This is a genomic window from Haloterrigena salifodinae (assembly GCF_003977755.1).
Lineage (GTDB): Archaea > Halobacteriota > Halobacteria > Halobacteriales > Natrialbaceae > Haloterrigena > Haloterrigena salifodinae.
The window spans coordinates 314,297-336,177 of sequence record NZ_RQWN01000002.1 but is presented as its reverse complement, the minus strand read 5'-3'; the positions used below and the strand labels follow the sequence as shown (position 1 = coordinate 336,177).

22 protein-coding genes are annotated in these 21,881 nt (G+C 66.3%); 11 read left to right on the top strand and 11 right to left on the bottom strand.

The genetic code is table 11. From position 1 onward, the window contains the following. Window positions 1-1,218: a 3-dehydroquinate synthase II gene (locus tag EH209_RS10470; protein ID WP_126662858.1), complete on the bottom strand. Its 1,218-nt coding sequence runs from the start codon at window positions 1,216-1,218 to the stop codon at window positions 1-3. A gap of 322 nt (window positions 1,219-1,540) precedes the next feature. Here EH209_RS10470 and EH209_RS10465 point away from each other — a divergent pair, with 322 nt between their 5' ends. Next, window positions 1,541-2,140 (top strand): hypothetical protein, encoded by a 600-nt coding sequence (locus EH209_RS10465; RefSeq protein ID WP_126662857.1) that lies wholly within the window; start codon window positions 1,541-1,543, stop codon window positions 2,138-2,140. Window positions 2,141-2,319: 179 nt separating this feature from the next. Here the strand turns inward: EH209_RS10465 and EH209_RS10460 are convergent, their stop codons facing one another. Beyond that, window positions 2,320-3,162, bottom strand: a complete 843-nt coding sequence (locus EH209_RS10460) for an HFX_2341 family transcriptional regulator domain-containing protein (protein ID WP_126662856.1) — start codon at window positions 3,160-3,162, stop codon at window positions 2,320-2,322. A gap of 143 nt (window positions 3,163-3,305) precedes the next feature. Here EH209_RS10460 and EH209_RS10455 point away from each other — a divergent pair, with 143 nt between their 5' ends. Next, entirely contained in the window at window positions 3,306-3,989 is a 684-nt protein-coding gene (locus tag EH209_RS10455) for an HAD family hydrolase (RefSeq protein ID WP_126662855.1), read from the top strand. 97 nt (window positions 3,990-4,086) lie between these two features. Then, window positions 4,087-4,524 carry a DUF6653 family protein gene (locus EH209_RS10450; RefSeq protein ID WP_126662854.1) on the top strand — a complete coding sequence of 146 codons (438 nt, stop codon included), beginning with the start codon at window positions 4,087-4,089 and terminating at the stop codon, window positions 4,522-4,524. A gap of 54 nt (window positions 4,525-4,578) precedes the next feature. On the opposite strand, the gene metG is transcribed toward EH209_RS10450, so the two are convergent. From metG to mfnA, 3 genes are all read right to left on the bottom strand, one after another. Further along, complete coding sequence (gene metG / locus EH209_RS10445; RefSeq protein WP_126662853.1) at window positions 4,579-6,681, bottom strand: methionine--tRNA ligase; 2,103 nt, start codon at window positions 6,679-6,681, stop codon at window positions 4,579-4,581. A 73-nt stretch (window positions 6,682-6,754) separates the two neighbouring features. Further along, window positions 6,755-7,114 carry a hypothetical protein gene (locus EH209_RS10440; protein ID WP_211338345.1) on the bottom strand — a complete coding sequence of 120 codons (360 nt, stop codon included), beginning with the start codon at window positions 7,112-7,114 and terminating at the stop codon, window positions 6,755-6,757. Between the two features lie 147 nt (window positions 7,115-7,261). Continuing rightward, window positions 7,262-8,356 (bottom strand): tyrosine decarboxylase MfnA, encoded by a 1,095-nt coding sequence (mfnA, locus tag EH209_RS10435; protein ID WP_126662852.1) that lies wholly within the window; start codon window positions 8,354-8,356, stop codon window positions 7,262-7,264. Between the two features lie 144 nt (window positions 8,357-8,500). Here mfnA and EH209_RS10430 point away from each other — a divergent pair, with 144 nt between their 5' ends. The 3 genes from EH209_RS10430 to EH209_RS10420 all read left to right on the top strand — a co-directional run bounded on the left by EH209_RS10430 (window position 8,501) and on the right by EH209_RS10420 (window position 10,832). Then, window positions 8,501-9,793, top strand: a complete 1,293-nt coding sequence (locus tag EH209_RS10430) for a glycosyltransferase (protein ID WP_126662851.1) — start codon at window positions 8,501-8,503, stop codon at window positions 9,791-9,793. A 93-nt stretch (window positions 9,794-9,886) separates the two neighbouring features. Continuing rightward, window positions 9,887-10,549, top strand: coding sequence for a helix-turn-helix domain-containing protein (locus EH209_RS10425; protein WP_126662850.1), 663 nt, complete (start codon window positions 9,887-9,889; stop codon window positions 10,547-10,549). A 91-nt stretch (window positions 10,550-10,640) separates the two neighbouring features. Continuing rightward, complete coding sequence (locus EH209_RS10420) at window positions 10,641-10,832, top strand: hypothetical protein (protein WP_126662849.1); 192 nt, start codon at window positions 10,641-10,643, stop codon at window positions 10,830-10,832. Window positions 10,833-11,008: 176 nt separating this feature from the next. On the opposite strand, the gene ppsA is transcribed toward EH209_RS10420, so the two are convergent. From ppsA to EH209_RS10400, 4 genes are all read right to left on the bottom strand, one after another. Continuing rightward, a complete protein-coding gene (ppsA, locus tag EH209_RS10415; protein WP_126662848.1) occupies window positions 11,009-13,351 on the bottom strand; it encodes a phosphoenolpyruvate synthase in 2,343 nt (780 codons plus the stop codon). A gap of 183 nt (window positions 13,352-13,534) precedes the next feature. After that, entirely contained in the window at window positions 13,535-14,317 is a 783-nt protein-coding gene (locus EH209_RS10410) for a methyltransferase domain-containing protein (RefSeq protein WP_126662847.1), read from the bottom strand. A 1-nt stretch (window position 14,318) separates the two neighbouring features. Further along, complete coding sequence (locus EH209_RS10405) at window positions 14,319-14,699, bottom strand: nascent polypeptide-associated complex protein (protein ID WP_126662846.1); 381 nt, start codon at window positions 14,697-14,699, stop codon at window positions 14,319-14,321. 351 nt (window positions 14,700-15,050) lie between these two features. Next, window positions 15,051-15,545, bottom strand: a complete 495-nt coding sequence (locus EH209_RS10400) for a PUA domain-containing protein (RefSeq protein ID WP_126662845.1) — start codon at window positions 15,543-15,545, stop codon at window positions 15,051-15,053. A gap of 172 nt (window positions 15,546-15,717) precedes the next feature. Here EH209_RS10400 and EH209_RS10395 point away from each other — a divergent pair, with 172 nt between their 5' ends. After that, on the top strand, window positions 15,718-15,897 hold the full coding sequence (locus EH209_RS10395; RefSeq protein ID WP_126662844.1) for a hypothetical protein: 180 nt from the start codon (window positions 15,718-15,720) through the stop codon (window positions 15,895-15,897). A gap of 18 nt (window positions 15,898-15,915) precedes the next feature. On the opposite strand, the gene EH209_RS10390 is transcribed toward EH209_RS10395, so the two are convergent. Together EH209_RS10390 and EH209_RS10385 are read right to left on the bottom strand one after the other, a co-directional pair. After that, on the bottom strand, window positions 15,916-16,413 hold the full coding sequence (locus EH209_RS10390) for a LabA-like NYN domain-containing protein (RefSeq protein WP_126662843.1): 498 nt from the start codon (window positions 16,411-16,413) through the stop codon (window positions 15,916-15,918). A gap of 212 nt (window positions 16,414-16,625) precedes the next feature. Next, the gene (locus tag EH209_RS10385; RefSeq protein WP_126662842.1) at window positions 16,626-17,450 is read right to left on the bottom strand and encodes a M48 family metallopeptidase; all 825 of its coding nucleotides are present in this window, start codon (window positions 17,448-17,450) and stop codon (window positions 16,626-16,628) included. A 326-nt stretch (window positions 17,451-17,776) separates the two neighbouring features. Between EH209_RS10385 and dapA the strand changes: the two genes are divergently transcribed. The 4 genes from dapA to lysA all read left to right on the top strand — a co-directional run bounded on the left by dapA (window position 17,777) and on the right by lysA (window position 21,880). Next, window positions 17,777-18,724, top strand: coding sequence for a 4-hydroxy-tetrahydrodipicolinate synthase (gene dapA / locus EH209_RS10380; RefSeq protein ID WP_126662841.1), 948 nt, complete (start codon window positions 17,777-17,779; stop codon window positions 18,722-18,724). Next, a complete protein-coding gene (gene dapB / locus EH209_RS10375; RefSeq protein WP_126662840.1) occupies window positions 18,721-19,488 on the top strand; it encodes a 4-hydroxy-tetrahydrodipicolinate reductase in 768 nt (255 codons plus the stop codon). The genes dapA and dapB overlap by 4 nt, the downstream gene beginning before the upstream one ends. Further along, window positions 19,485-20,321, top strand: coding sequence for a 2,3,4,5-tetrahydropyridine-2,6-dicarboxylate N-succinyltransferase (locus tag EH209_RS10370; RefSeq protein WP_126662839.1), 837 nt, complete (start codon window positions 19,485-19,487; stop codon window positions 20,319-20,321). Before dapB ends, EH209_RS10370 begins: the two co-directional genes overlap by 4 nt. A gap of 104 nt (window positions 20,322-20,425) precedes the next feature. Next, window positions 20,426-21,880 carry a diaminopimelate decarboxylase gene (gene lysA, locus EH209_RS10365; protein ID WP_126662838.1) on the top strand — a complete coding sequence of 485 codons (1,455 nt, stop codon included), beginning with the start codon at window positions 20,426-20,428 and terminating at the stop codon, window positions 21,878-21,880. Window position 21,881: the final 1 nt, after the last annotated feature.

The following is a 21,881-nucleotide window of genomic DNA, read 5'->3' as shown; positions in this document are numbered from 1 at the left end:
CTATTTCTCGATGATACTCTCTTCGACGGCCTCGCCGAAGTGACGCGCCGTGTCCTCGGTGTACAACAGGAGTTCGTCGCCGGCCTCCAAGTCCGTGACGGCGGTCCGACCCTCGCCGGTGGCGACCTTGATGGTCTCGGCGTTCTGGAGGAGCGTCTCGATGCGGTCGCCGTCGTCGGTCTCGAGGGCGACCCGGAACATCGGCCGCTTCTCGATCTTGACGCGGCCGACGATGGCCTCGCGGGTGTTGCCCGCGGTGTCGACGACCTGGACCTCGTCGCCGCTCTGAAGCTCCGAGAGGTACTTCGTGCCGCCGCCGGGCGTGCGGACGTAGGCGTGGACGGCACCCGCGTTGACCCGGAAGGGCCGGGAGGCAACGTACGGGGATTCGGCCGTCTCGGCGTGGACAAACACGAGGCCGCGGGCCATCGAGCCGACAAGCATCCCTTCGTCGTGTTCCAGCAGGCTTCCCGTATCGACACAGACACGGTCGGCACTGCCGATCTGCTCGATGTCGAGCACCTCGGCGTACTCCAAGTCGAGGGACTCGCGTTCGGCCTCGTCGCGGACCTCGACGGTCTCGCGGATCTCGTCTGGACTGTCGGAGTCGAGCAGAACCGCGTCGGCGCCCAGTTCGAGGGTCTCGAAGGCCGTCTTCGCCTCCTCGGCGGTGGTGACGCCCGCGATGAGGTTGGTCTCCTCGCCGATCCGGGCGATCAGGTTCTCGAGGGGGATGATCGTCCAGTCCTCGCCGACGATGATGGTGTGGTCGGCCTCCTCGGCGGCCGTCTCGGCGAACCGCTCGTACTCTTTGCCGAGGATGCGGACGTAGGCGCCGCGCTCAACGTCGCCGTCGCGCCGGCGAAGCGTCGAGAGGTCGGCCGAGCCGGAGAAGTCTTCGGGGAGATCGATCGTCGCGTCGCCCTCGCCGTTCTTGCCGACGACGACCGCGTCGGCGTCCGTCGTCGACTCGGCGACGTCGTCGGCGTCCGCGTCCGCGTCGGTCTCGACGTCGTCGATGTCGTCGACCAGCGTCACGTCGCCGTCGGTCCGGAAGGCGGCGACGTTGATGTCGCCGAGTTCGCGCACGCGGGAGACGTCCTCTTCGTCGACCAGTACCCAGTCTGCACCCGCCTCGAGCGCGGCGGTGATCCGCGCCCGGCGGTCGTCCCAGTCGCCGACGGTGTCGTCGGCTTTGACCCAGACAGATCGCGTCATATCTCGACCCTCGAAGGGGACCGGCTTGAACGTGGCGAATGCCGCAGGGCGGGCGGACCCGTCCGCGATCGCTGTCGGCTGTTCGGGACGGTACTGGCCGATGTCCCCGAGCCGTCACGTCTTCGCTGGCGAGTCGCCGTCTTCGATCGAGAGCCGACTCGAGGGGCGGTGTGGGATCAAGCGACGTTCGGTGCGCTCTGCAACCCGTCGGAACATTGCTCGCAGTCTCGATCGTATCGGTAGTAACGGAAGTGAAGATAGTAACGATAGTAATGATACTTTCTCAGAAGTAGATAATGTATGGCGGCGAGATGACACGCATATGGGTCAGCGACAGTCCCCCGCGGGAGGCGGTTCCGGGATCGCGAACGACGGTCCATCGGTCGACGAAGCGGTTCGTCGACTCGAGGTCGACGCGGTCGCCGACATCGCCCGCGCGGCGTTCGATCACGCCGGCGAGCTGGCGGCCCTGCAACACGGCCACACCCCGGCCGTACTAGGGGCCGTTCGGCTCGCGACCCGGCGGAGCCGACGCCCGACGGTCGATCGCGAGGAGCTCGTGGCCGCGTTCGACGTCGACCCCGACGACGTCGTCGCGGTCGAATCGGAGCTGTCGCGCCATCTCGGCACGCCGACGCCGGAGTCGGAGATCGCGTCGTTGCGGCGCCGGTTGATCGTCGCTCGCGAGCTGCTGGCCGCCGCCGAGCGCGGGACTGTCGCTGGCCCCGACCTATCCGGTTCGTATCTCGCCGTTGCCGCCCCGTTCCTGCTCGCTCGAGCGGCCGGCGATCCCGTCTGTCTCGACGACCGCGGGGCCGACCTCGACGAGGCGAGCCTCCACGCCCACGTCGAGCGACTCGAGGCCGACCTCGAGTGCGCTCGGCTGGGGACGAAGCTAGCCGCGCTGGTCGCCGACGAGTAGGTTGCCGCTGACGGTCGCTCCTCCCACCTCGCCGCCCCTCCGTGTCGGCGTCCGCGCCGCCCGATCGGTCCGGTTCCCGACGCTTCGGCCCTCCACCGCCAACCACCGGTGTCGACGCGCCGGCCCCTCCGCCGCTTCGGCCCTCCGGTCGCCATCGGACGGTCGGGTACCGCGGTCGCTCAGCCTCGAGCCTCGGATTCGTACTCGTACTCGACGCCGTCGACCGCCGCGAGCTTGTGCTTGAACGCCCGGTAGGCGTTTTCCCCCTGCTCGGTGAGTTCGACGACACGACGCCGGCCGACGGATTCGATCGTAATGTAGCCGTCGTCCGCGAGTGGCTCAAGCACGTGCGTATCGAGGACACGAAAGGCGCCCTTGTCCTCGCCGCCGCGATCCTCGGGCGGCCGTCGATCGGCCATAAAGGAGAGGTTCCGATCGCGAGCGTACTCGATCAGGTCCTTCTTCTTCGGCGGCGTCGTCCGCGCGTCGTGGTACTCCTCCCAGTCGGACGGCTCGGCGAGAAAGTCCATGATCGCGACCTGGTCGGGCGTCGGCGAGTCGATCGGATACGCCGGGAGCTGTTCGGTTTCGGCGACGCCCGCCGATATCGGTTCGCGCTCCCCGTCGTGGTCGTAGGATTCGGGTTCGACGTAGTAGGCGCGAGCGTCCGTCGAGACGTCCATACACGCCATTGTCGCGCCGATGGCGGGGATCGTCCCCGCGCCGGAGACGTTGACCGAGACGTCGTCGTCCGCGTGCTTCGCCGCGAGGGTCGTCACGATACCGAGGACGGCGTAGACGTCCGTTAGATCGCACTCCCGCGTTCGAACCTCGGGCACGGCCGACTCGAGTTCCGCCCGGAGGTCGTCGTGGTAGTCGGCCGTCCCGGTCCGGGCCCCCGCGTCGGTGCCGTCGTCCTCGAGCAGGTAGACGAGATCGGCTCGTTGGTTCCGGATTGGCCCGAGGATCCGGTCGTACTCGTAGCCCAGCGGCACGATGTGTACTCGTTTGACGACGTCCATACACCGACAGGTGCCGCGGTGAAAATAACGGCTGCGAAAAACGTCGAGCGATTGAACTTCGACCTTCGAGCTCCAACTACCGTGTGAAAGAGATTCTCACGCTGTCGAAACCTTAAGAACGAACACGACCGTACGTGTCGTAGATGGCTGCGTACGACGCGATCTGTTTCGATCTCGATAGCACCCTCTGTGAGCCGACGCGCAACGCCAGGGACGTGCTCGAGGCGGCGTTCGAGCGGGCCAGCATCGACCCGTTTTGTACGCCAGCGGACCTGCGAGCGGCCGTGCCGTCGCTTCCGACGGCCGAAACGGATCGCGATTTCTACGAGAACCTCTTCACCGAGGTCGCGGGTCGGGCCGACGTCAACTCCGCGGTTGCGCCGCGGCTGGCTGGGGCGTACCTCGAGGAACAGGACCCGACCGCCGTCAGGTTCCGTCCCGGCGCGCGGGCCGCCCTCGAGCACGCCCGCGACCTCGGACCGGTCGGGCTGATCACCAACGGCGGCCGGCCGACCCAGACGCAAAAACTCGAGGCACTCGGCATCGCCGACGCCTTCGACGTCAGCGTCTTCACCGAGCCGAGCGCGGGGATCTTCCCGAAACCCGACGCGGCCCCCTTCGAGTACGCTCTCGGGGAACTCGGCGTGGCTCCGGACGCGGCGATCCACGTCGGCGACTCGATCCGCGCCGACGTCGCCGGCGCGAACGCGATGGGGCTGGACTCGGCCTGGGTCGATCCCGGCCACGACGACGCCGACGGCGGCGCACACACCCACGAGCCGACCTACGAACTCTCGACACTCGAGGCGTTCGAGACGGTTCTCTGACCGCTCTCGAGCCGCCAACGCCGTTCGCTGCACTTACCGTCCCGATCGACGCGCACCGCGCGTGAACCTATTTGCGAGTCGGCGTCCGACAACGACCATGACCGCGCTGGAGCAGTTCGAGGAGACCTTCTGGGAGCGACACTCGAACCCGAAAAGCGGCTGGAGTCGCACGTTGCTGCTGCCCGCGATCCTGTACGCGATCTACAGTCGTAACTGGCGGTTCGGCGCGGCCGCCGTCGCGTTTACGATACTCAACCCGCTCCTGTTTTCGCCGCCGAAAACTGACGACGCGTGGATGACTCGTGTGGTGCTCGCCGAGCGGTGGTGGACGAGAGAACGACAGGAAGGGGTTCTCGAACTCTCGTATCCGAACGCGCTCAACGTTCTCAACGTCCCGACGAGTGGCTACGCGGTCGTCGCCGCGTACCGAAAGCAGCCGATTCGGGCGGCGGTCGCCGGCGTCGCGGCGATGGCGCTCAAGTTCTGGTACGTCGCCGAGCTCGTCCGTCGCTACGATGCGAGACAGTCGGAGTAACGCGGAATCGAATCGAGGACCGAAAACCGAGAGTCGACCGCTCAAGCGGCCGCGTTAGCGAATCTTCTCGCCGACCTCGGCGTCGCTGTGGGTCGTCAGGAGGTCCGCCTCCTCGCCCGCGGCGAGGATCATCCCGTTGGACTCGACGCCGAACAGTTCGGCCTTCTCCATGTTCGCCAGCAGGATGCACTTCTCCCCGGGGAGTTCCTCGAGGTCGTGGAGCTGCTTGATGCCCGCGACGACCTGTCGGGTCTCGAAGCCGATGTCGACCTCGAGTCGCGCGAGGTCGTCAGCACCCTCGATTCCCTCGGCCGATTCGATTCGGCCGACGCGGATGTCCAGTTCCTGGAAGTCCTCGAAGCCGATGCGATTGTCGGCGAGCGCCTCGATATCGTCGGTGTCTGCCATATCGCCCGCTTCGTCCCCGTCGGTGTCGTCGCTTTCGGTTTCCTCGTCGTCCCCGTCGTCGCCCGCGGCGGCGACGCGCTCCTCGAGTTTCTCGTTGAGTTCCTCGACGCGGTCGTCCTCGATCTTCGCGAAGAGTTCGCCGGGTTCGTCGAAGTTCCGCGGCGGGGCCTCGAGGGCGTCCTCAAGGTGGGCGTCCGCGACCGCGCCGTCCTCGCCGAGTTGTTCCCAGAGAGCCTGGGCCTTGTCGGGCGCGATCGGCTCGAGGAGGACGCCGACGGCCTTGGCGATCTGGACGCAGTCGCGGATGACCTGTGCCGCCCGTTCGGGCTCCTCGTCGGTGAGCTTCCAGGGCTCGTTGCGCTGGATGTACTCGTTGCCGAACTGGGCCAGTTCGGTGGCGGCCTGCCCGATACCCCGCAGGTCGTAGTCGTTGACGCTCTCGCGGGTGTCGCCGATGGCGCCTTCGATGCGCTCGCGGACTTCCTCGGAGACGTCGGCCTTCGGCGTCCCCTCGTAGTTGCGGTAGGCAAAGAGCAGCGAGCGGTACCAGAAGTTACCGACCGTGCCAACCAACTCGCCGTTGACCTTCTCCTGGAAGGCGTCCCACGAGAAGTCGACGTCCTGCTGGAGGCCGCCAGTGGTCGTCAGGTAGTAGCGCAGCAGGTCGGGGTGGAACCCTTCGTCGAGGTACTCTTTCGCCCAGATCGCGCGGTTGCGACTGGTCGACAGCCCCTTCCCGTTGATCGTGATGAAGCCGGTTGCGGCGATTCCGCGGGGCTTGTTGTAGCCGACGCCCTCGAGCATCGCGGGCCAGAAGATCGCGTGGTGCTGGATGATGTCCCGGCCGATGATGTGCATGATCTCGCCGTCGCCCTTCCAGACCTGCTCCCAGTCGAACTCGTCGGTACCGACGCGCTCGGAGTACTGCTTCGAACTCGCGATGTACTCGATCGGGGCGTCGACCCACACGTAGAGAACGAGGTCGTCGCCCTCAGTATCGCCCCCGTTGGGGTAGTCGATCCCCCAGTCCATGTCCCGCGTGATACACCAGTCCTGCAGGCCGTCTTCGATCCACTGTCGCGGCTGGTTTCGCGCGTTAGAGGTGCCCTCGAGGCCGTCCAGGAACTCCGTCAGGAAGTCGGAGAACTCCGAGACCTCGAAGAACTTGTGCGTGCGCTCGCGGTACTCGGCGGGGTTCCCCGTGATCGTACTCGTCGGGTCCTCGACCTCGCCGGGTTCGAGGTGTCGCTGACAGCCCTCGTCGCACTCGTCGCCGCGGGCCTTCTCGCCGCAGTAGGGACAGGTGCCCTCGACGTAGCGGTCAGGGAGGTACTGGTCGGCGTCCGGATCGTAGGCGACCTGGATCTCCTTCTCGTAGATGTAGCCCTCGTCGTCCAACTTCCGGACGATCTCCTGGGTCAGTTCCGTGTTCGTCTCGTCGTGGGTGTGGCCGTAGTTGTCGAACTCGACGTTGAACTGCGGGAACGTCTCCTCGTACTGCTCGTGCCACTCGAGAGCGAAGTCCTCCGGATCGACGCCCTGCTGTTCGGCGTTGACGGCGACCGGGGTACCGTGCATGTCCGAGCCACAGACGTAGGCCGTTTCCTGGCCGAGCGTCTCAAAGGCGCGGGAGAAGGCGTCCGCGCCGATGTACCCTCGCAGGTGACCGATGTGCAGGTCGCCGTTGGCGTAGGGCAACCCGCAGGTCACGACCGCAGGCTGGTCCGTCGGGAACTCGTCGTTGCTCATATGCATCACGAGGCGGTGCCGGGCGTAAAACCCGCCGGTTTCGATCGACGGTGACGCTCTCTGACCGTCGCCCCTAGTCGTCGACCGACTCGTCGCTCGTCGCCGTTCCGTCACGGTTCCAGATAGTCGGCAGCAGGCCCAGTCGACCGCCGAACAGCAGTCCGAGGCCGACGAGAAGCAGGACGAGAAACGCGACGATCCCCAGCGTCCCGGGAGTGATCACGACCGCGACGGCCGCGCCGACCCACGCCAGCCACGCCAGCGCCTCCCACGGCCGCCCGCCGTAGAGCCGCCACGTCGATAGCGAGAGTGCAAAGCCCCCGACGAGAGCCGCGACGACGATACCCTCGAGCGCCGCCGAGACCGACGCTGCGGCCAGCACGGGGAAGCCGATGATCGTCATGACGTCGATCCGATCCAGTGCCAGCGCCATACGCGAGAGTTGCAGTGACGCGGCAAACAGCTACCGATCGTCGCTATTCGACTGTAGAAGATGAGAGCAGAACGTTCGAGTCTCGAGGAAACGGTAGTCACTCGCCGCAGTAAACCGCAGTCTCGAGCCCCGATTACTCGAGCGAAATCAATCGTCGCTCGCGACGGGCACGCTCGCGCGCACCTCGAGTCGGTCCAGATCGCCGATAAAGGAGGCCAGCATCTCGCGGGTGACGTGGGGCATACACACCACGCGCAGTTCGCCGGTCGCGGTCCGAGAGATCCGCCAGCCCTTCGCCCGCAGGGCGTCGAACGTCGATCGGGGCACGTCGGCCGCGACCAGCGGCAGCGTCGGATCGACGACGTCGTAGCCGCGTTTCTCGAGGGCATCGGCGAGCCACTCGGCGTTGTTCTGCGAGCGGACGTACTGGCGCTTGTAGCCCTCGGGCCACAGCTCCTCCATCGCCGCCACGGCGCTGGCGACGCCGGCGCCCGACCGCGTCCCGGTTAGCGTCGCCTGCGAGGTCGACTCGAGGTAGGGCGTGTCGACGGCGAGTTCGTCCAGCAGTTCCTCGGAGCGGGCGAGCAGCCCGCCTGCGGGAACCGCGGCCTGGCCCATCTTGTGGGGATCGATCGCCATCGTGTCGACCGCGGCGTGGTCGAAGTTCCAGTCGTAGTCCGTAAAGGGCAGCACGAACCCGCCCCACGCGGCGTCGACGTGGAGCATGGCGTCGACCGACCGCGCGATCTCGCCGAGTTCCGGAATCGGGTCGACGCGGCCGTACTCGGTCGTCCCCGCGACGCCGATCACCAGCGCGGTCGCCTCGTCGACCGAGGCGCGGACCGCCTCGAGGTCGGCCCGGAAGTCGTCGTCGGTCGGGACGATGCGCAGTTCGACGCCGAGGATGTCCGCGGCCTTCTGGAAGCTGAAGTGGGCCGACTCGGGCATGACCACGTTCGGACGCTGGCTCTCTGCGCGGTCGCGAGCGATGCGGACGGCCTGAATGTTCGCTTCCGTCCCGCCGCTGGCGATGTAGCCGGCCGGTTCCTCGAGGCCGGCGATCGAACCCAGCGTCGCGATCGCCTCCTCCTCGAGAGCCGAGACCGACGGATACGTCCCCGGATCACCAGGATTGGTCGCGAGGAACCGTTCGGCCGCGTCACGCGCTACCGGGTGGGGCTCCGTACACATCGACGACAGCACCCGGTCGAACGCTTGCGGCTCGGATTGCATATCACGCATAAGTACGTTCACCCGTTTAGACGTTGCGCTTAACGGTCCTGTCCTCGGACGGATTCCGCAGAGAGGGACTCCGGACGGACGCGACCTCGAGGAGAGCACTAGCTGCAGAAATATTGATACCGCGTCAGTCGAAAGTGCCCGCTAATGCTCCCGTCCGCGTCGCGGTTCGTCGAATACTTCGGCACCGGTAGCGGCGTCCTCGCTCTGTTCGTCTTCGGGTTTCTCGATGCAACGGATGTCCAATCGATCACGATCGACCTGCTGGCGGTCACCATCCGCTTCGTCTTCCTCGAGGCGCTGTCGGCCGCCGCGGTCTTCACGTTCTTCGTCGGGCTGACCGGTCTACTGCTAGTCCGCGAGGTCTGGTCCTCGCGAGGCGATCTCGAGAAGATTACCGACGGGCCGAAACTCACGGCGATCGTCCCGGTCTACCGCGACCACGCAGTGATGGACGAAAGCGTCGAGAGCCTCTGTGAGAGCGCCTACGAGAACCTCGAGGTCGCCGTCGTCGCCGAGCCGAACGACGAGGCGACCCTCGAGCGAGCGCGCGAACTCGCGGCCGAGCACGACCGCGTGAACTGTCTGGTAAACGGCGAGCCGGGATCGAAGGCGGGAGCGATCAACTACGCCGTCCGCGAGAGCGACGCCGACCACTTCGCGGTCTTCGACGCCGACGAGCGGATCGCCCCCGAGTTCCTCCCGACGGCGATAGGCGAACTCGAGGCCGGCGCGGACGTCTTCCAGGGGCGGCGGGTCCCGCGACCGACCGGCCTCGTCGAAACGGTCGCCTACTGCGAGCGCATCGTCTTCCACGCCAGCTACAAGCTGGTCGAACTGGCCGGCTTCACGAACTGCCGCAGTTCCTCGACCGCGTTCACTCGCGAGACCCACGAGCGCATCGGCGGCTACGACGACATGCTCACCGAGGATCTGGACTTCGCCCACGCCTGCTACCGCGAAGGCCTCGACGTTAGACAGGCCCGCCAGTGTACGAACACGATGGAAGCCCCCCACACGTGGGCCGACCTCTGGGGCCAGCGCAAGCGCTGGCGCGTCGGCCAGATCGAGGTGCTCCACGCCACCCTCGTGGACCTCCTGCGAGGTCGGGTCGGCCACCGCGGCGCGATTTCGATCGGCCGGATGTGCTCGAGCCTGTTCGGCAGCCTCTTTACCCTCGCGCTGGTCTCGAAGCTCCTGCTCTTGCTCGTCCTCGACGTCGAGTCGGCCGTCCTGCTCCCGTCGGCGGCCCTCGTCGGCACGATCGGCCTCGTCGCCTGGCGCGACCGGCACGACGGCCGGATCGACGGGCTCGCGTGGAGCGTCGCCCTCGCGCCGCTTTGCTACCCCGCGTTCGGGGTTCTCACGCTCCGCTCGTTCCTCGAGTACGGCCTGAGTTGGGACGGGAGCTGGTACCACGTCGAGAAGACAAGATCGTAAGCGACGGGACTTGCGCGACGATCTCCTCGAGGCCACAGAGAAAAGGAAGCAGCGTGTGCTCGATTTTATTCGATCCGAACGCGAACGAACCGTATGAGTATCATCGCGGAGTTTTCGGTCGAATCCGACGATTTGGCGCTGCACCACGCCCTCACGACCGTCCCGCAGATGGTCGTCGAGATCGAGCGGGTCGTGGCGACGATTGAGGACCGGGTGATGCCGTACTTCTGGGTCAGCGGCGGCGACCACGCGGCGTTCGAGGCGGCGTTTCAGGACGACGACTCGACGACGGACGTCGCGCTAATCGACGAGGTCGACGACGCCAGACTGTACCGCGCCGAGTGGACGCGGAACGTCGAAACAATCGTCTACGCCTACATCGAACTCGGGGCGACGATCCTGCAGGCGGTCGGGCGGGACGAAAACTGGGAGCTTCGGATGCGATTCGACGACCGAGACAGTCTCGCCAGGTTTCAGAACTACTGCGAGGACAACGGAATCGCGTTCGACCTCAACCGCATCAAAGAACAGGAACAGCCGATGGCCAGCGCCCAGTACGATCTCACGACGAAACAACGCGAGACGCTGGTCGCGGCGCTCGAGGGAGGCTACTACGAGATCCCGCAGGAGATCACGATGAACGAGTTGGCCGACCAACTAGGGATCTCCCAGCAGGCGCTCTCGAAGCGGTTTCACGCCGCCCATCGAAACCTCATCACGTCCACGTTAACGTTCACCCATCCGGACGACGAGTGAGCCCCCGCTCCCGGCGGTTTCGAGCGCTCGTTCCCCTGGAGTGGTATATACAACCATTTCTCTCTTCCGCAAGGGTCGTCTTTATTACGGTGTGACAGCACACCGTCAGTCCCAGGAATCCGACGGTTCCACGACCGACGAATGGGAGAAAGTAGCCGCCCGATGTCGCGACTGTGGCGCGATCTACTCCGCGTGGGTTCTCGCCGACGAGACCGTCCAGCCCATCGGCCGAAAAGACGGCTGCCGGTGCGGGACCGCGGAATTCGAAGCGCTCTCGAGGTAATCGAACGGCAGTCCGTCGACGGGCACACAGCCGACCTGAGACGGCCGTCGACGATCGGCTGTGCAACGGAACGCGAGTAGCGTCTACCGGTGCTTGCACACCACGCCGACGATGGGTCGTCACGGCGAAGCGAAATACGGGACAAAGAAGAGTTCTGGACGGCGTAACCGACAGACTTAGCGAACCGAATCGAGCAGCAACTTCTGCTCGACGCGCTTGACTTCGTGCTGGACGTCGCGGACGGCGTCGATGTTGGCCGAGATCGACGTGACGCCTTCCTTGGCGAGGAACTGGACCATCTCCGGCTTGGAGCCGGCCTGGCCGCAGATGCTGGTGTCGACGTCGTGTTCGCGACAGGTCTCGATGACGTCGCCGATCAGTCGCAGGACGGCCGGGTGGAGTTCGTCGAAGCGGTCGGCGACGTGCTCGTTATTGCGGTCGACCGCAAGCGTGTACTGGGTGAGATCGTTCGTGCCGAACGAGGCGAAGTCGATGCCGGCCTTGGCCATCTCCTCGACCGACAGCGCCGAAGCCGGCGTCTCGATCATCGCACCCCAGCGGCGTTTTTCGGGGTCGATGCCGGCCTCCTTCATGAGCGACTTGGCCTGGTAGATGTCCTCGGCGTCGTTGACCAGCGGGAACATGATCTCGACGTTGTCGTAGCCCATCTCGAAGAGCCGCCGGAACGCCTCGAGTTCGTGGGCGAAGACGTCGGGACGGTCGAGCGAGCGCCGGATACCGCGATAGCCCAGCATCGGATTGTGCTCTTTCGGCTCGTCCGCGCCGCCCTCGAGTTGTCGGAACTCGTCGGTCGGCGCGTCCAGCGTGCGCACGCGGACAGGCCGGGGGTAGAACTCGTCGGCGACGCCGCGGATTCCCTCGACGAGTTCGGTGATGTAGGCGTCCTCGCCGTTCTCCGCGATGAACTTCGCAGGCGTCTGGTTCAGCGAGAGGATCATGTGCTCCATGCGGAGCAGGCCGACGCCGTCGGCACCGGTCGCGGCCGCGCGTTCGGCGGCCTCCGGAATCGAGACGTTGACCTTGACCTCCGTCGCGGTCATTGGCTTGACCGGCGACTGCGGGCGGACCTCCTCGACTGGTTCGGTCTCTTCATCGGGCTCGACTTCCGTCCCCTCGAGGACCGCGCCCTTGTCGCCGTCGAGCGTGACGACCTGGCCGTCCTCGAGGACGGTCGTCGCATTCGTCGTGCCGACGATCGCGGGGACGCCGAGTTCGCGGGAGACGATGGCGGCGTGGCTGGTCATACCGCCCTCGTCGGTGATAATCCCCGAGGCCCGCTTCATCGCGGGCACCATATCGGGCATCGTCATCTCCGTGACGATGATGTCGCCCTCGCCGACCTTATCGAGGTCGTCGAGCTTTTTGACGATCCGGGCGGCCCCGCTGACCGTCCCCGGACTCGAGCCTAACCCGTCGACGATTACCTCGCCGGAGGCGTCCGAACCCGAACTCGAGGACTCGCCGCCGGCGGCCTGAACGCCGCCGCTACCGTCGGTCAGTCCCTTCGAGGCATCGACGCTGCCGGTCGCCTCGGCAGCGGTGGCCCCGCCGTCGCTCTCGTCGATGGTGGTGATCGGCCGGGACTGGAGCATGTAGACCTCGCCCTCGACGATGGCCCACTCGACGTCCTGGGGCTCGTCGTAGTGGTCCTCGACGCGCTCGCCGAGGTCCATCAGGGCGCCAATCTCGTCGTCGGAGAGGACCCGCTCGTTCCGCTTGTCCTGGGGAACTTCGCTCTCGACGGTTTCGCCGGTCTCCTCGTCCTTTTCGTGCATCACCTTCTTCTCGGCGACGGTAACGTCGATCGACCGGTCCTCGCGCTCGACGACGTAGTTGTCCGGGGAGACCGCACCCGAGACGACGGCCTCGCCGAGCCCCCAGGCGGCCTCGATGATCATCGTCGGATCGCCCGTCGAGGGGTGACTCGTGAACATCACGCCGGACTTCTCTGCGTCGACCATCTGCTGGACGACGACCGCGATGTTGACCGCCGAGTGGTCGAAGCCCTGCTCCTGGCGGTAGTAGATCGCCCGCTGCGTAAAGAGCGAGGCCCAACACTCCCGAACGCGGTCGAGCAGCGCTTCCTCGGTAACGTTGAGGAACGTCTCCTGTTGGCCCGCGAAGGAGGCGTCAGGCAGGTCCTCGGCCGTTGCCGACGACCGCACCGCGACGAACGCCTCGCCGTCGCCGACCTGTCGGTAGGACTCGAGGATCTCCTCGCGCAGTTCGTCGGGGAACGGCGTCTCGAGGATGAGTTCCTGGGCGCGGTCGGCCGCCTCGGCCAGCGCCGACGAGTCGTCGACGTCGACTTCGACGGCCGCGAACAGTTCCTCGTCGATTTCGGCTTCTTCGATGAACGATCGATAGGTCCCGGCGGTTACGACGAATCCTGGGGGCACGGGCAGCCCAGCACCCGTGAGTTCGCCCAGGGAGGCTCCTTTGCCGCCGACCTTCTCGAGGTCGCCAGCACTGATCTCGTCCAGCCAGAGTACAGCCATTGCTATCTGTCTCGACACCCGAGCGAATAAAGAAGGTTGCGAACAATTGCGAACATTCGCAACTCGAAACTGAATGAATTTCTGTAGTAGGAACCGGTTTACAACGGGATTTCGGCCGACGTGTGAATCGTCGAACACTGAGATCCGCCACCGAGCGGACGGGTCGGGCCGAACGAAGCGAACTCAGACGTTGCGGGCAATCGTCAGATACCCCGTGTGGCCCACCGGCGCGGTCGACGGCCGCGAGCCGCGGTCGTCGAACTGCATCTCCCGCTGGATCGTCTCGCGCGTGCGGACATTCGAGAGGTCGACCTCGCGGGCCGCCGCGACGACCTCACGGGTCGACTCGATGAAGGGGCTGTAGACAGCGACGAAGCCGCCGTCGACCAGCAGGTCGGGCGCGTGCTCGACGACGGCCGCCGCGTCGCCCGTATCGAGGGTCAACACGTCGAACGACGAGGGCTCGAGCGCGTCGATCTCCTCGGTCAGATCGCCCGTCCGGATGTCGACGCTGTCGTCGACGCCGCCGAGTTTCATGTTCTCGCGAGCGACGTCCGCGAACTCCGGATCGCGTTCGTAGGTCACCACCTCGGCGCCCGCGCGGGCCATTGAAGCCGCGAGCACGCCCGTCCCGGTGCCGGTGTCAAGCACGCGGTCGCCCCGCGAGACGCCGGTCTCGCCGATCACCAGCCCGACGTCGCGGGGGACCATCGGCGCCCCCGTCCGCTCGAACTGGTGGAAGAGATCCGGACCGCGTAGCCGGCGCACCTGAAACGCCTCGCCGAGATGCGTCTCGATGGTGTCGCCCGGTTGGACGTCCTCGGGCACCTCGAGCACGCCCAGATCGGTCCCCTGCTCGCCGCCGGGTTGGATCAGGTACTCGCGGTCGCCCTTGACCAGCAGGACGGGGACGCAGTCCTCACCCTCCGTTTCGACCTCAGTCTCGGAAGTGCTATCGTCGGTCACGTCACTCGAGGCGTTCGACCGCCGCGGCGAGGTCGCCGTCGACCGCCTCGAGGGCCTCGCGGGCCTCGTCCTCGCTCACGCCGGCGCGGGTGGCGACGAGTTCGACGTCCTCGTCGGGAATCGCGGCTCCGGCGTCCTCGTCAGCGCCGGCGCTCCCGCCGGCGGCACCGGACTCGACCTGTTCGGGCGAGCCGATGATCTGGTAGGTCTCCTCGCCGCGGGCGTCCATCTTGGTGACCTCGGCGTCGTTGAAGACGAGGTCGTACTCGTCGGTGCGGATGATGACCTCCTCGGCGTCGATATCCTCGACGTCGATCCCCATCTGTTGCATCATCTGTTCCATCTTGCGCGGGTTCAGTCCGCCGCCGCCTCCTCCAAACATACCCGACACGTCGCTACCCGCACCCTTTTACTCTGCGGTTCAAACTTTTACTCTGTGTGCGGTCACGGGGCGACCGCACTCGGTAAAATCTTCAAAAGAGCGCGAAGCGCTCTTTTGGACCTCGCGGGATCGGAGATCCCGCTCAGCTTTGATGAAAAGCACTCCTCCCTCCCCTCCAGCCGCGTGAACGCGGCTTCCGGGTCGGTCGTCGGCCCGCTCGCTCGGCCTTCGGCCTCGCTCGCGGTCGTTGCGTGTGGTCGCCTGCCCTTCCCCGGGTCGCGCGCCCTCGCTATCGCTCGGGCACGCTCCCGGCCAGTCAACCGTTGCCAGTCAATCGTGACTCGAGAAAAGTCAGTTCTCCGCGGGCGCGCCCTCGCGCACGTTCACCGCCATCCCGGTCTCGAAGTCCGCGATGGCGTCGGCCGCCAGTTCCGCCGTCCCGACCGCGATCAACTCGCCGCGCTCGTGGACCACGAGCACCTCGTCGCCCGGCCGGATTTCCGGGCCGGTCTCGAGGACGAACTTCGTGAAGACGTTCTTCTCGTCGCGGACGAACGGTTCGCTCTCGTCGTCGACGACGACGCGGTAGGTGGGATGCTCGAGGGCCGTGTGAAGTCGCCGGCCGCCCTCGAGGCCGAGGGTGAACCGGCCGTCGGTCCCGAAGGAGACGATCCGTCCATCGTCGGCGTGGATCTGCTGGGGCCGACCCGAAGAGGTGCGTTTGATCGTGAGTGACTCCGCGGGCGGAAAGAGGGCTTCACCGGCGCCCGCGCCGAACTGGTAGTCCGCGATGGTCCGCAGTTCCGGCAGTCCCGCCTGTCCGTTCCCGTCGGCTGGATCGCTCATTGCGCGGGCTTTCACGCGCGCGGTCGAAAGCCCTTCGACCTCGCCCGAACTCGAGCGGTCAATCCCGACTCCCGTACCCGAATCGCCGGCTCGCGAGAGCGAGACTGTTGGATTTCACGACTATCTAAAATGACGAACGTTATAATACTCGATTCAGTAATTCCGGTATCGTATGGACGCCACGCAAATCGCTCTCGGGGTCGCCTTGTTCCTCTTTGGCACCCTGACGCTGGCCGGGCCGGCGACGCTCGTCTCCGGGCCGTTCGTATACGTTCTGACGGGAGCGATGCTGCTCGTTACCGGGTACGCACTGTTAGTCGGACTCTGGAAAGGGCGCTCGGATCGGCTCTGACGCGAGCGGAGTCCGCTCTCAGAGGAGGAACGTCTCGTGGCGTTCGCCGAGATCGACGAAGGAGTCGGCCGCCGCGATGAGTTCCTCGGCCGTCGAGGATTCGAACGCCATCACTTCGACGCGGACGCCCTCGTGGCGCAGGTGCGAGCAGAGCCGCGAGAAGTCGCCATCGCCGGTACAAAGGACGATCGTATCGACGTGGTTGGCAAGCGTCACCGCGTCGAGACTCATCCCGACGTCCCAGTCGGCCTTCTTGGTCCCGTCCGAGAACGTTTTGATATCCTTGATCTTCGGCTCGAAGCCGATGTCGATCAGCGCCTCGAAGAAGCTCTCTTCCTCGGGCGAATCCGCGCGGATGACGTAGGAGATCGCGCGGGTGAGCTGGCGGTCCTGCACGGCCTTGTCGAGCAGCGCGGAGTAGTCGATGTTGCGGCTGTGCAGACTCTGGGCCGTGTGATAGAGGTTCTGGGCGTCGACGAGAACGGCGACGCGCTGGCCCGGGTGAATTTCCGTCATAGATCACACTGTGCGGGGCTCCCGTAAAAATCGCGGCGTTCCGCGGATCGCGTTCCGGGCCTCGACCGAGTCGGTGATCGTCCTCGGTCTCTGGCGCCGAGCGCCACGGCGACCGTCCGCGAGGAGACCCAGCGGTCCAGAGTGCGCTGGTCGAGAGCAATGACGGATCGGGAACAGAAATCAGAACAGCGTCGACGGCGAAATGCGAATCGTTAGCTGCGGAGCTTCTCGATGCGCTTCTCCGTCGGCGGATGGCTCGCGAACAGCTTCTCCATGAGGCCGCGGTCGGTGTTCATGATACACAGCGCGCTCATGCTGTCGTCGAGTTGGGACTCGCGTCCCTGCGCGCCGCTGGAAATCTTCTCGAGTGCGCGTGCCAGCGGTTCGCCGGTGCCGATGTACTGGCGGGCGTCCTCGTCGGCGACGTACTCGCGGTACCGCGAGATGGCCAGCACGAAGACCATCACCAGCATGTTCGCTAGCGAGGAGGCGACCATCGCGAGGATCCAGGTGCCGATGTTGCGCTCGCCGCCCATCAGGACCGCGAAGTAGGCGACGTAACCGACCATCATCCCGATGGACTGGCCGACGACCATCGTGATCACGTCACGGTTCTTGATGTGGGCGATCTCGTGGGCGATGACCCCCTCGAGTTCGTCGCGCTCGAGGATCTGCATGAGTTCCGTCGAGACGCAGACGACGCCGGCGCCCTTGCGGCCGACGGCGAAGGCATTGGGGACGCCCATGTTCATCACCATCAGCTTGGGTTTGTCGACGCCCATGTCGCGGGAGAGCGATTCGGTCATCTGGTGGACCTCGCGGTACTGGCCGTCCTCGGGCATCTCCTCGGCGCCTCTGAGCGCCATCCACTTCCCGAGTTTGTACTGGATCGCGGGGAGGATGACGATCCCAGCGGGCAGTATCAGGATCGGGCTGACGCCGAATAGCAGGGCCAAAAACGTCGCTGCTCCGACGTAGAAGGCAAAGAGGATGGTACCGACGACGACCATCCGAAGTTTCAGTCCGAAGTCTGTCATAGACGATTCTATGTAACGCTCGGGGATAAATTACGCGGAAGATCATATCAGCTGCTGGTACGCCGCGGGGATAGCCGCCGACCGAAGACGCAACGGATAAGGGGGTTCGGATCAGTGAATCAGGTATGCCCCACGTCGCTCACCGCTCCATCGGCTCCGTCTCGAGCGGCGTCTCCCCTCGTTTTTCGAAACGTAAACGTGTGTGAAAGTGCTCGAAGCGGGTGTAGCAGCCCCGTTTCGGGCGCGGTCTCGGTCCGCACGCCAGCGACGATGATCGATCACGAACGATCGAAACGCCACTACCGACACGACCACAATACACGACAATGACAGCACTCGACCTTTCGGGCGTCTTCCCGGCGATGTGTACGCCCTTCGACGAGGACGAACGGATCGACTTCGAAACGCTCCAGACCGACGCGCAGCGACTCGAGGCCGCGGGCGTCGACGGGCTCGTTCCCGTCGGCTCGACCGGCGAGTCGGCGACGCTGACCCACGACGAACACGTGGAGGTCGTCGAGGCGGTCATCGAGGCCGTCGACGACGTCCCCGTCATCGCGGGCACGGGCTCGAACAACACCCGCGAGGCGCTGGAACTCTCCGAGCGAGCCGCCGACGCGGGCGCCGACGGCCTCCTGCTCATCTCACCGTACTACAACAAGCCCGAACAGCGCGGGCTGATCGAACACTACGAAACGATCGCGGACGCCGTCGACCTGCCCCAGATCGTCTACAACGTCCCCTCGCGGACGGGCCGCAACATCGAACCCGACACCGCGGTCGAACTCGCTGCCCACGAGAACATCGCGGGCTACAAGGCCGCCAGCGGCGACCTCGGCCAGATCGGCGAAATAGCCGAGCGCACGACCGACGAGGAGTTCGCGGTGCTCTCGGGCGACGACGCGCTCACGCTGCCGACCATCTCCGTCGGCGCCACCGGAACGATCAGCGTCTGTGCGAACATCGAACCCGAACTGACCTGCGCGATGGTCGGCGCCGCCCTCGACGGCGACTACGCGCGCGCACAGGAGCTCCACCACACGCTGGGGCCGCTGTACCGCCACCTGTTCGTCGAGACCAACCCGATCCCGGTCAAGGAGGCCATGGAGATCCGCGGCTACGGTCCCGCGCGCATGCGCTCGCCGCTGACCCGCCTCTCCGAGGAGTACCGCGAGGACCTCGAGGCCGTCCTCGAAGACCTCGAGGACGAGTCGACCCGCGCCGGTACCACCGACGCGAGCGACGAGGGAGCCGCAGTGGAGGGCGATCGATGACGGTTCGGATCGGCGTCACCGGCGCGACCGGCCGGATGGGCCGCGAAGTGATCGCGGCCGTCACTGAGCGCGACGACTGCGAGGTCGTCTTCGCGGTCAACCGGGAGCCGGACGGCGAGACCGTCGACGGCGTCGGGATCGAGCCGGCCGACGAGTTCGACTCGCTGGTCGTCGACCGCGAACCCACCGCCGTCGTCGACTTCACCGGCCCCGAGTCGGCCGTCGACTACGTCGAGGCCTGCGCGGACGCCGGCGTCGCCTTCGTCACCGGGACGACCGGCTTCGACGACGACCAGCGCGAGGCGCTCGAGGCCGCCGGCGACGACGTCGCCGTCCTCCACGCGCCGAACTTCGCCCGCGGCGTGCAGGCGCTGGTCAACGTCGTCGGCGAGGCGGTCCAGAACTTACAGGGATACGACGTCGAACTCGTCGAGACCCACCACAACGCCAAGCGCGACGCGCCCAGCGGGACCGCGAACCGGCTGCTCGAGGAGATCGAGGCCAACGGCGAGTTCTCCGAGCGCACGCACGGCCGCGAGGGCGAAGCGCCCCGCGAGGAGGGCGAGATCGGCGTCCACGCGCTGCGGGCCGGCGACATCACCGGCGAACACGAGATCGTCCTCGCGGGCAACCACGAGGAGGTCCGACTGACCCACCGCGCGGAGGATCGGGGCGTTTTCGCCGCGGGCGCGGTCGACGCGGCGGTATGGATCGCTGGACAAAAGGCGGGTCGCTACGACTTCGCGGACGTGATCAGCGAATGAGCGCACTCGAAACCGAAATTTCGGAGCTGTGGACGCAGTACCAGAACGACGATGTCAACGCCGAGACGGCCGGCGAGGACGAATACGCCACCCTCGAGGCGTTCCTCGATGCCCTCGAGGACGGCGAGGTCCGCGCCGCGGAAAAACAGGGCGACTCCTGGGAGGCCAACGAGTGGGTCAAGCAGGGGATCCTGCTGAACTTCGGCCTCCGGTCGATCCAGCAGTACGAACACGGCGGCACGACGTACAACGACGTCCTGCCGCTGGCCGACTCGAGCGAGTACGGCGACCGCGGGAGCCGCAACACGCCCGACGGCACCGTCGTCCGACAGGGCGCTCACATCGGCTCGGACTGTATCATGATGAGTCCATCGTTCGTCAACATCGGCGCCCACGTCGGCGACGGCACGCTCGTCGACTCCTGTGACACCGTCGGCTCCTGCGCCCAGATCGGCGACAACGTCAAGCTCGGCGCGAATACGCTGATCGGCGGCGTCCTCGAGCCCGTCGAGAACGCGCCGGTCATCGTCGAGGATAACGTCTCGCTCGGCGCCGGCTGTCGCGTCACCTCGGGTTTCGTCGTCGGCGAGAACAGCGTCGTCGGCGAGAACACGCTGCTGACCCCGCGCATCCCCGTCTACGACCTCGTCGACGAGGAGGTCATCTACGGCGAACTGCCCGCGAACCGGCGCGCGTTCACCCGCTTCGTCGAGTCCTCGATCAGCGACCACGACCTCTTCGACGGCGGCGCCTACAAGCCCGCCGTGGTCGCGACCGATCTCGAGACGGAGACGCTCGAGGCTACCGAGCGCGAGGACGCGCTCCGGGAATAAGTCGGTTAGCGGTATAGCGATCCTCGAGCGAACGTCGCGCGAGGCAGAGTAGCCGAGAACGAGAACCCAAACGCTTGAATCCTCTCGGTTACTTGAGAGTGACAATGAGTACGCTCGCGGACTCGCCGGCGATTCGCCGGCTCGCCGACTGGGACGCGACGCGCCTCGAGTCGCTGGTCGGCGACTACGGCTCACCGCTGTACGCGCTCGACCTCGAGCGCGTGCGCGAGAACTACCGACGCCTCGCGGCGGCGTTTCCCGACGCCGAGATCATGTACGCCGTGAAGGCCAACGCGCTGGGGGACGTCCTCGAGACGCTCCACGAGGAGGGCGCGGGCCTCGAGTGCGCCTCCGCCGGGGAAGTGAAACGCGCGCTCGCGGCCGCCGAGGCGAGCGATAGGGGCGGCGGATCGGGCGCGGACATCCACTACACGGCCGTCAATCCGCCCGCGCGGGACCTCGATTGGGTCGTCGACGCCTGGGAAGACCACCCCGAACTGACGATCACCGTCGGCGCCGAGGACACGATCGACCGCCTCGAGGAACGCGGCTACGACGGTCGGCTCTGCCTCCGCGTGAATCCGGGGATCGACGCCGGCCACCACGAGAAAGTCAAGACCGGCGCCGCCGCGAAGTTCGGCGTGCCGATCGAGCGCGCGGTCGACGTGCTCGCGGACGCCGCCGACCGCGGCTTCGACGTCGTCGGCGTCCACGCTCACGTCGGGTCGGGCGTCTCGAGCGACCAACTCGACGATCACCGGGCGTTCGTCGCGCGGATGGGCGATCTCGCGCGGGAAGTGAACGAGGCGCTACTCGCCTCGGAAAGTCGAACGGGAAGCGAAGCGACCCGTGAGACAAGCGAGGCGCTCGACGGCAGCCTCGAGTTCGTCGACGTCGGCGGCGGCTTCGGCGTCCCCTACCGCGAGGACGAGGCGCCGCTGGACCTCGAGGCCGTCGCAGAGGCGACCCGCGAGGCGCTGGGCGAGGTCGACGCGCGGCTGACAATCGAACCCGGCCGCTACTTCGTCGCAGACGCGGGCGTCCTGCTGACCGAGGTCAACACCGTCAAGGAGGCTCGCGACACCCTCGCGGTCGGCGTCGACGCCGGGATGACGACGCTCCTGCGACCCGCGATGTACGACGCCTACCATCCGATTCGGAATCTGACCGCCGACATCGAGGCCGAAACCGACGAACCGTCCGATAGCGGCCGCGAGACGGTCCCGCAGACGATCGCTGGCCCCATCTGCGAGAGCGGCGACGTTTTCTGTTCCGACCGCGAACTACCGGCCAGCAGACGCGCGGACGTGCTCGCGATCGGCAACGCGGGGGCCTACGGCTACGAGATGGCCAACCAGTACAACTCCCGGCCCCGGCCCGCGTCGGTCGTCATCGACGGCGACGGCGACGACGCGGTCCGACTCGCCCGCCGACGCGAGACGTTCGACGACGTAACGCGAGTCGAGACGAACGCGGCCGATCCGACAATCGAAAACCCGAGTCGGAATCGGAACGCGGATACCAACCGAGAAGCACATAACGACCACGATATACGATAGC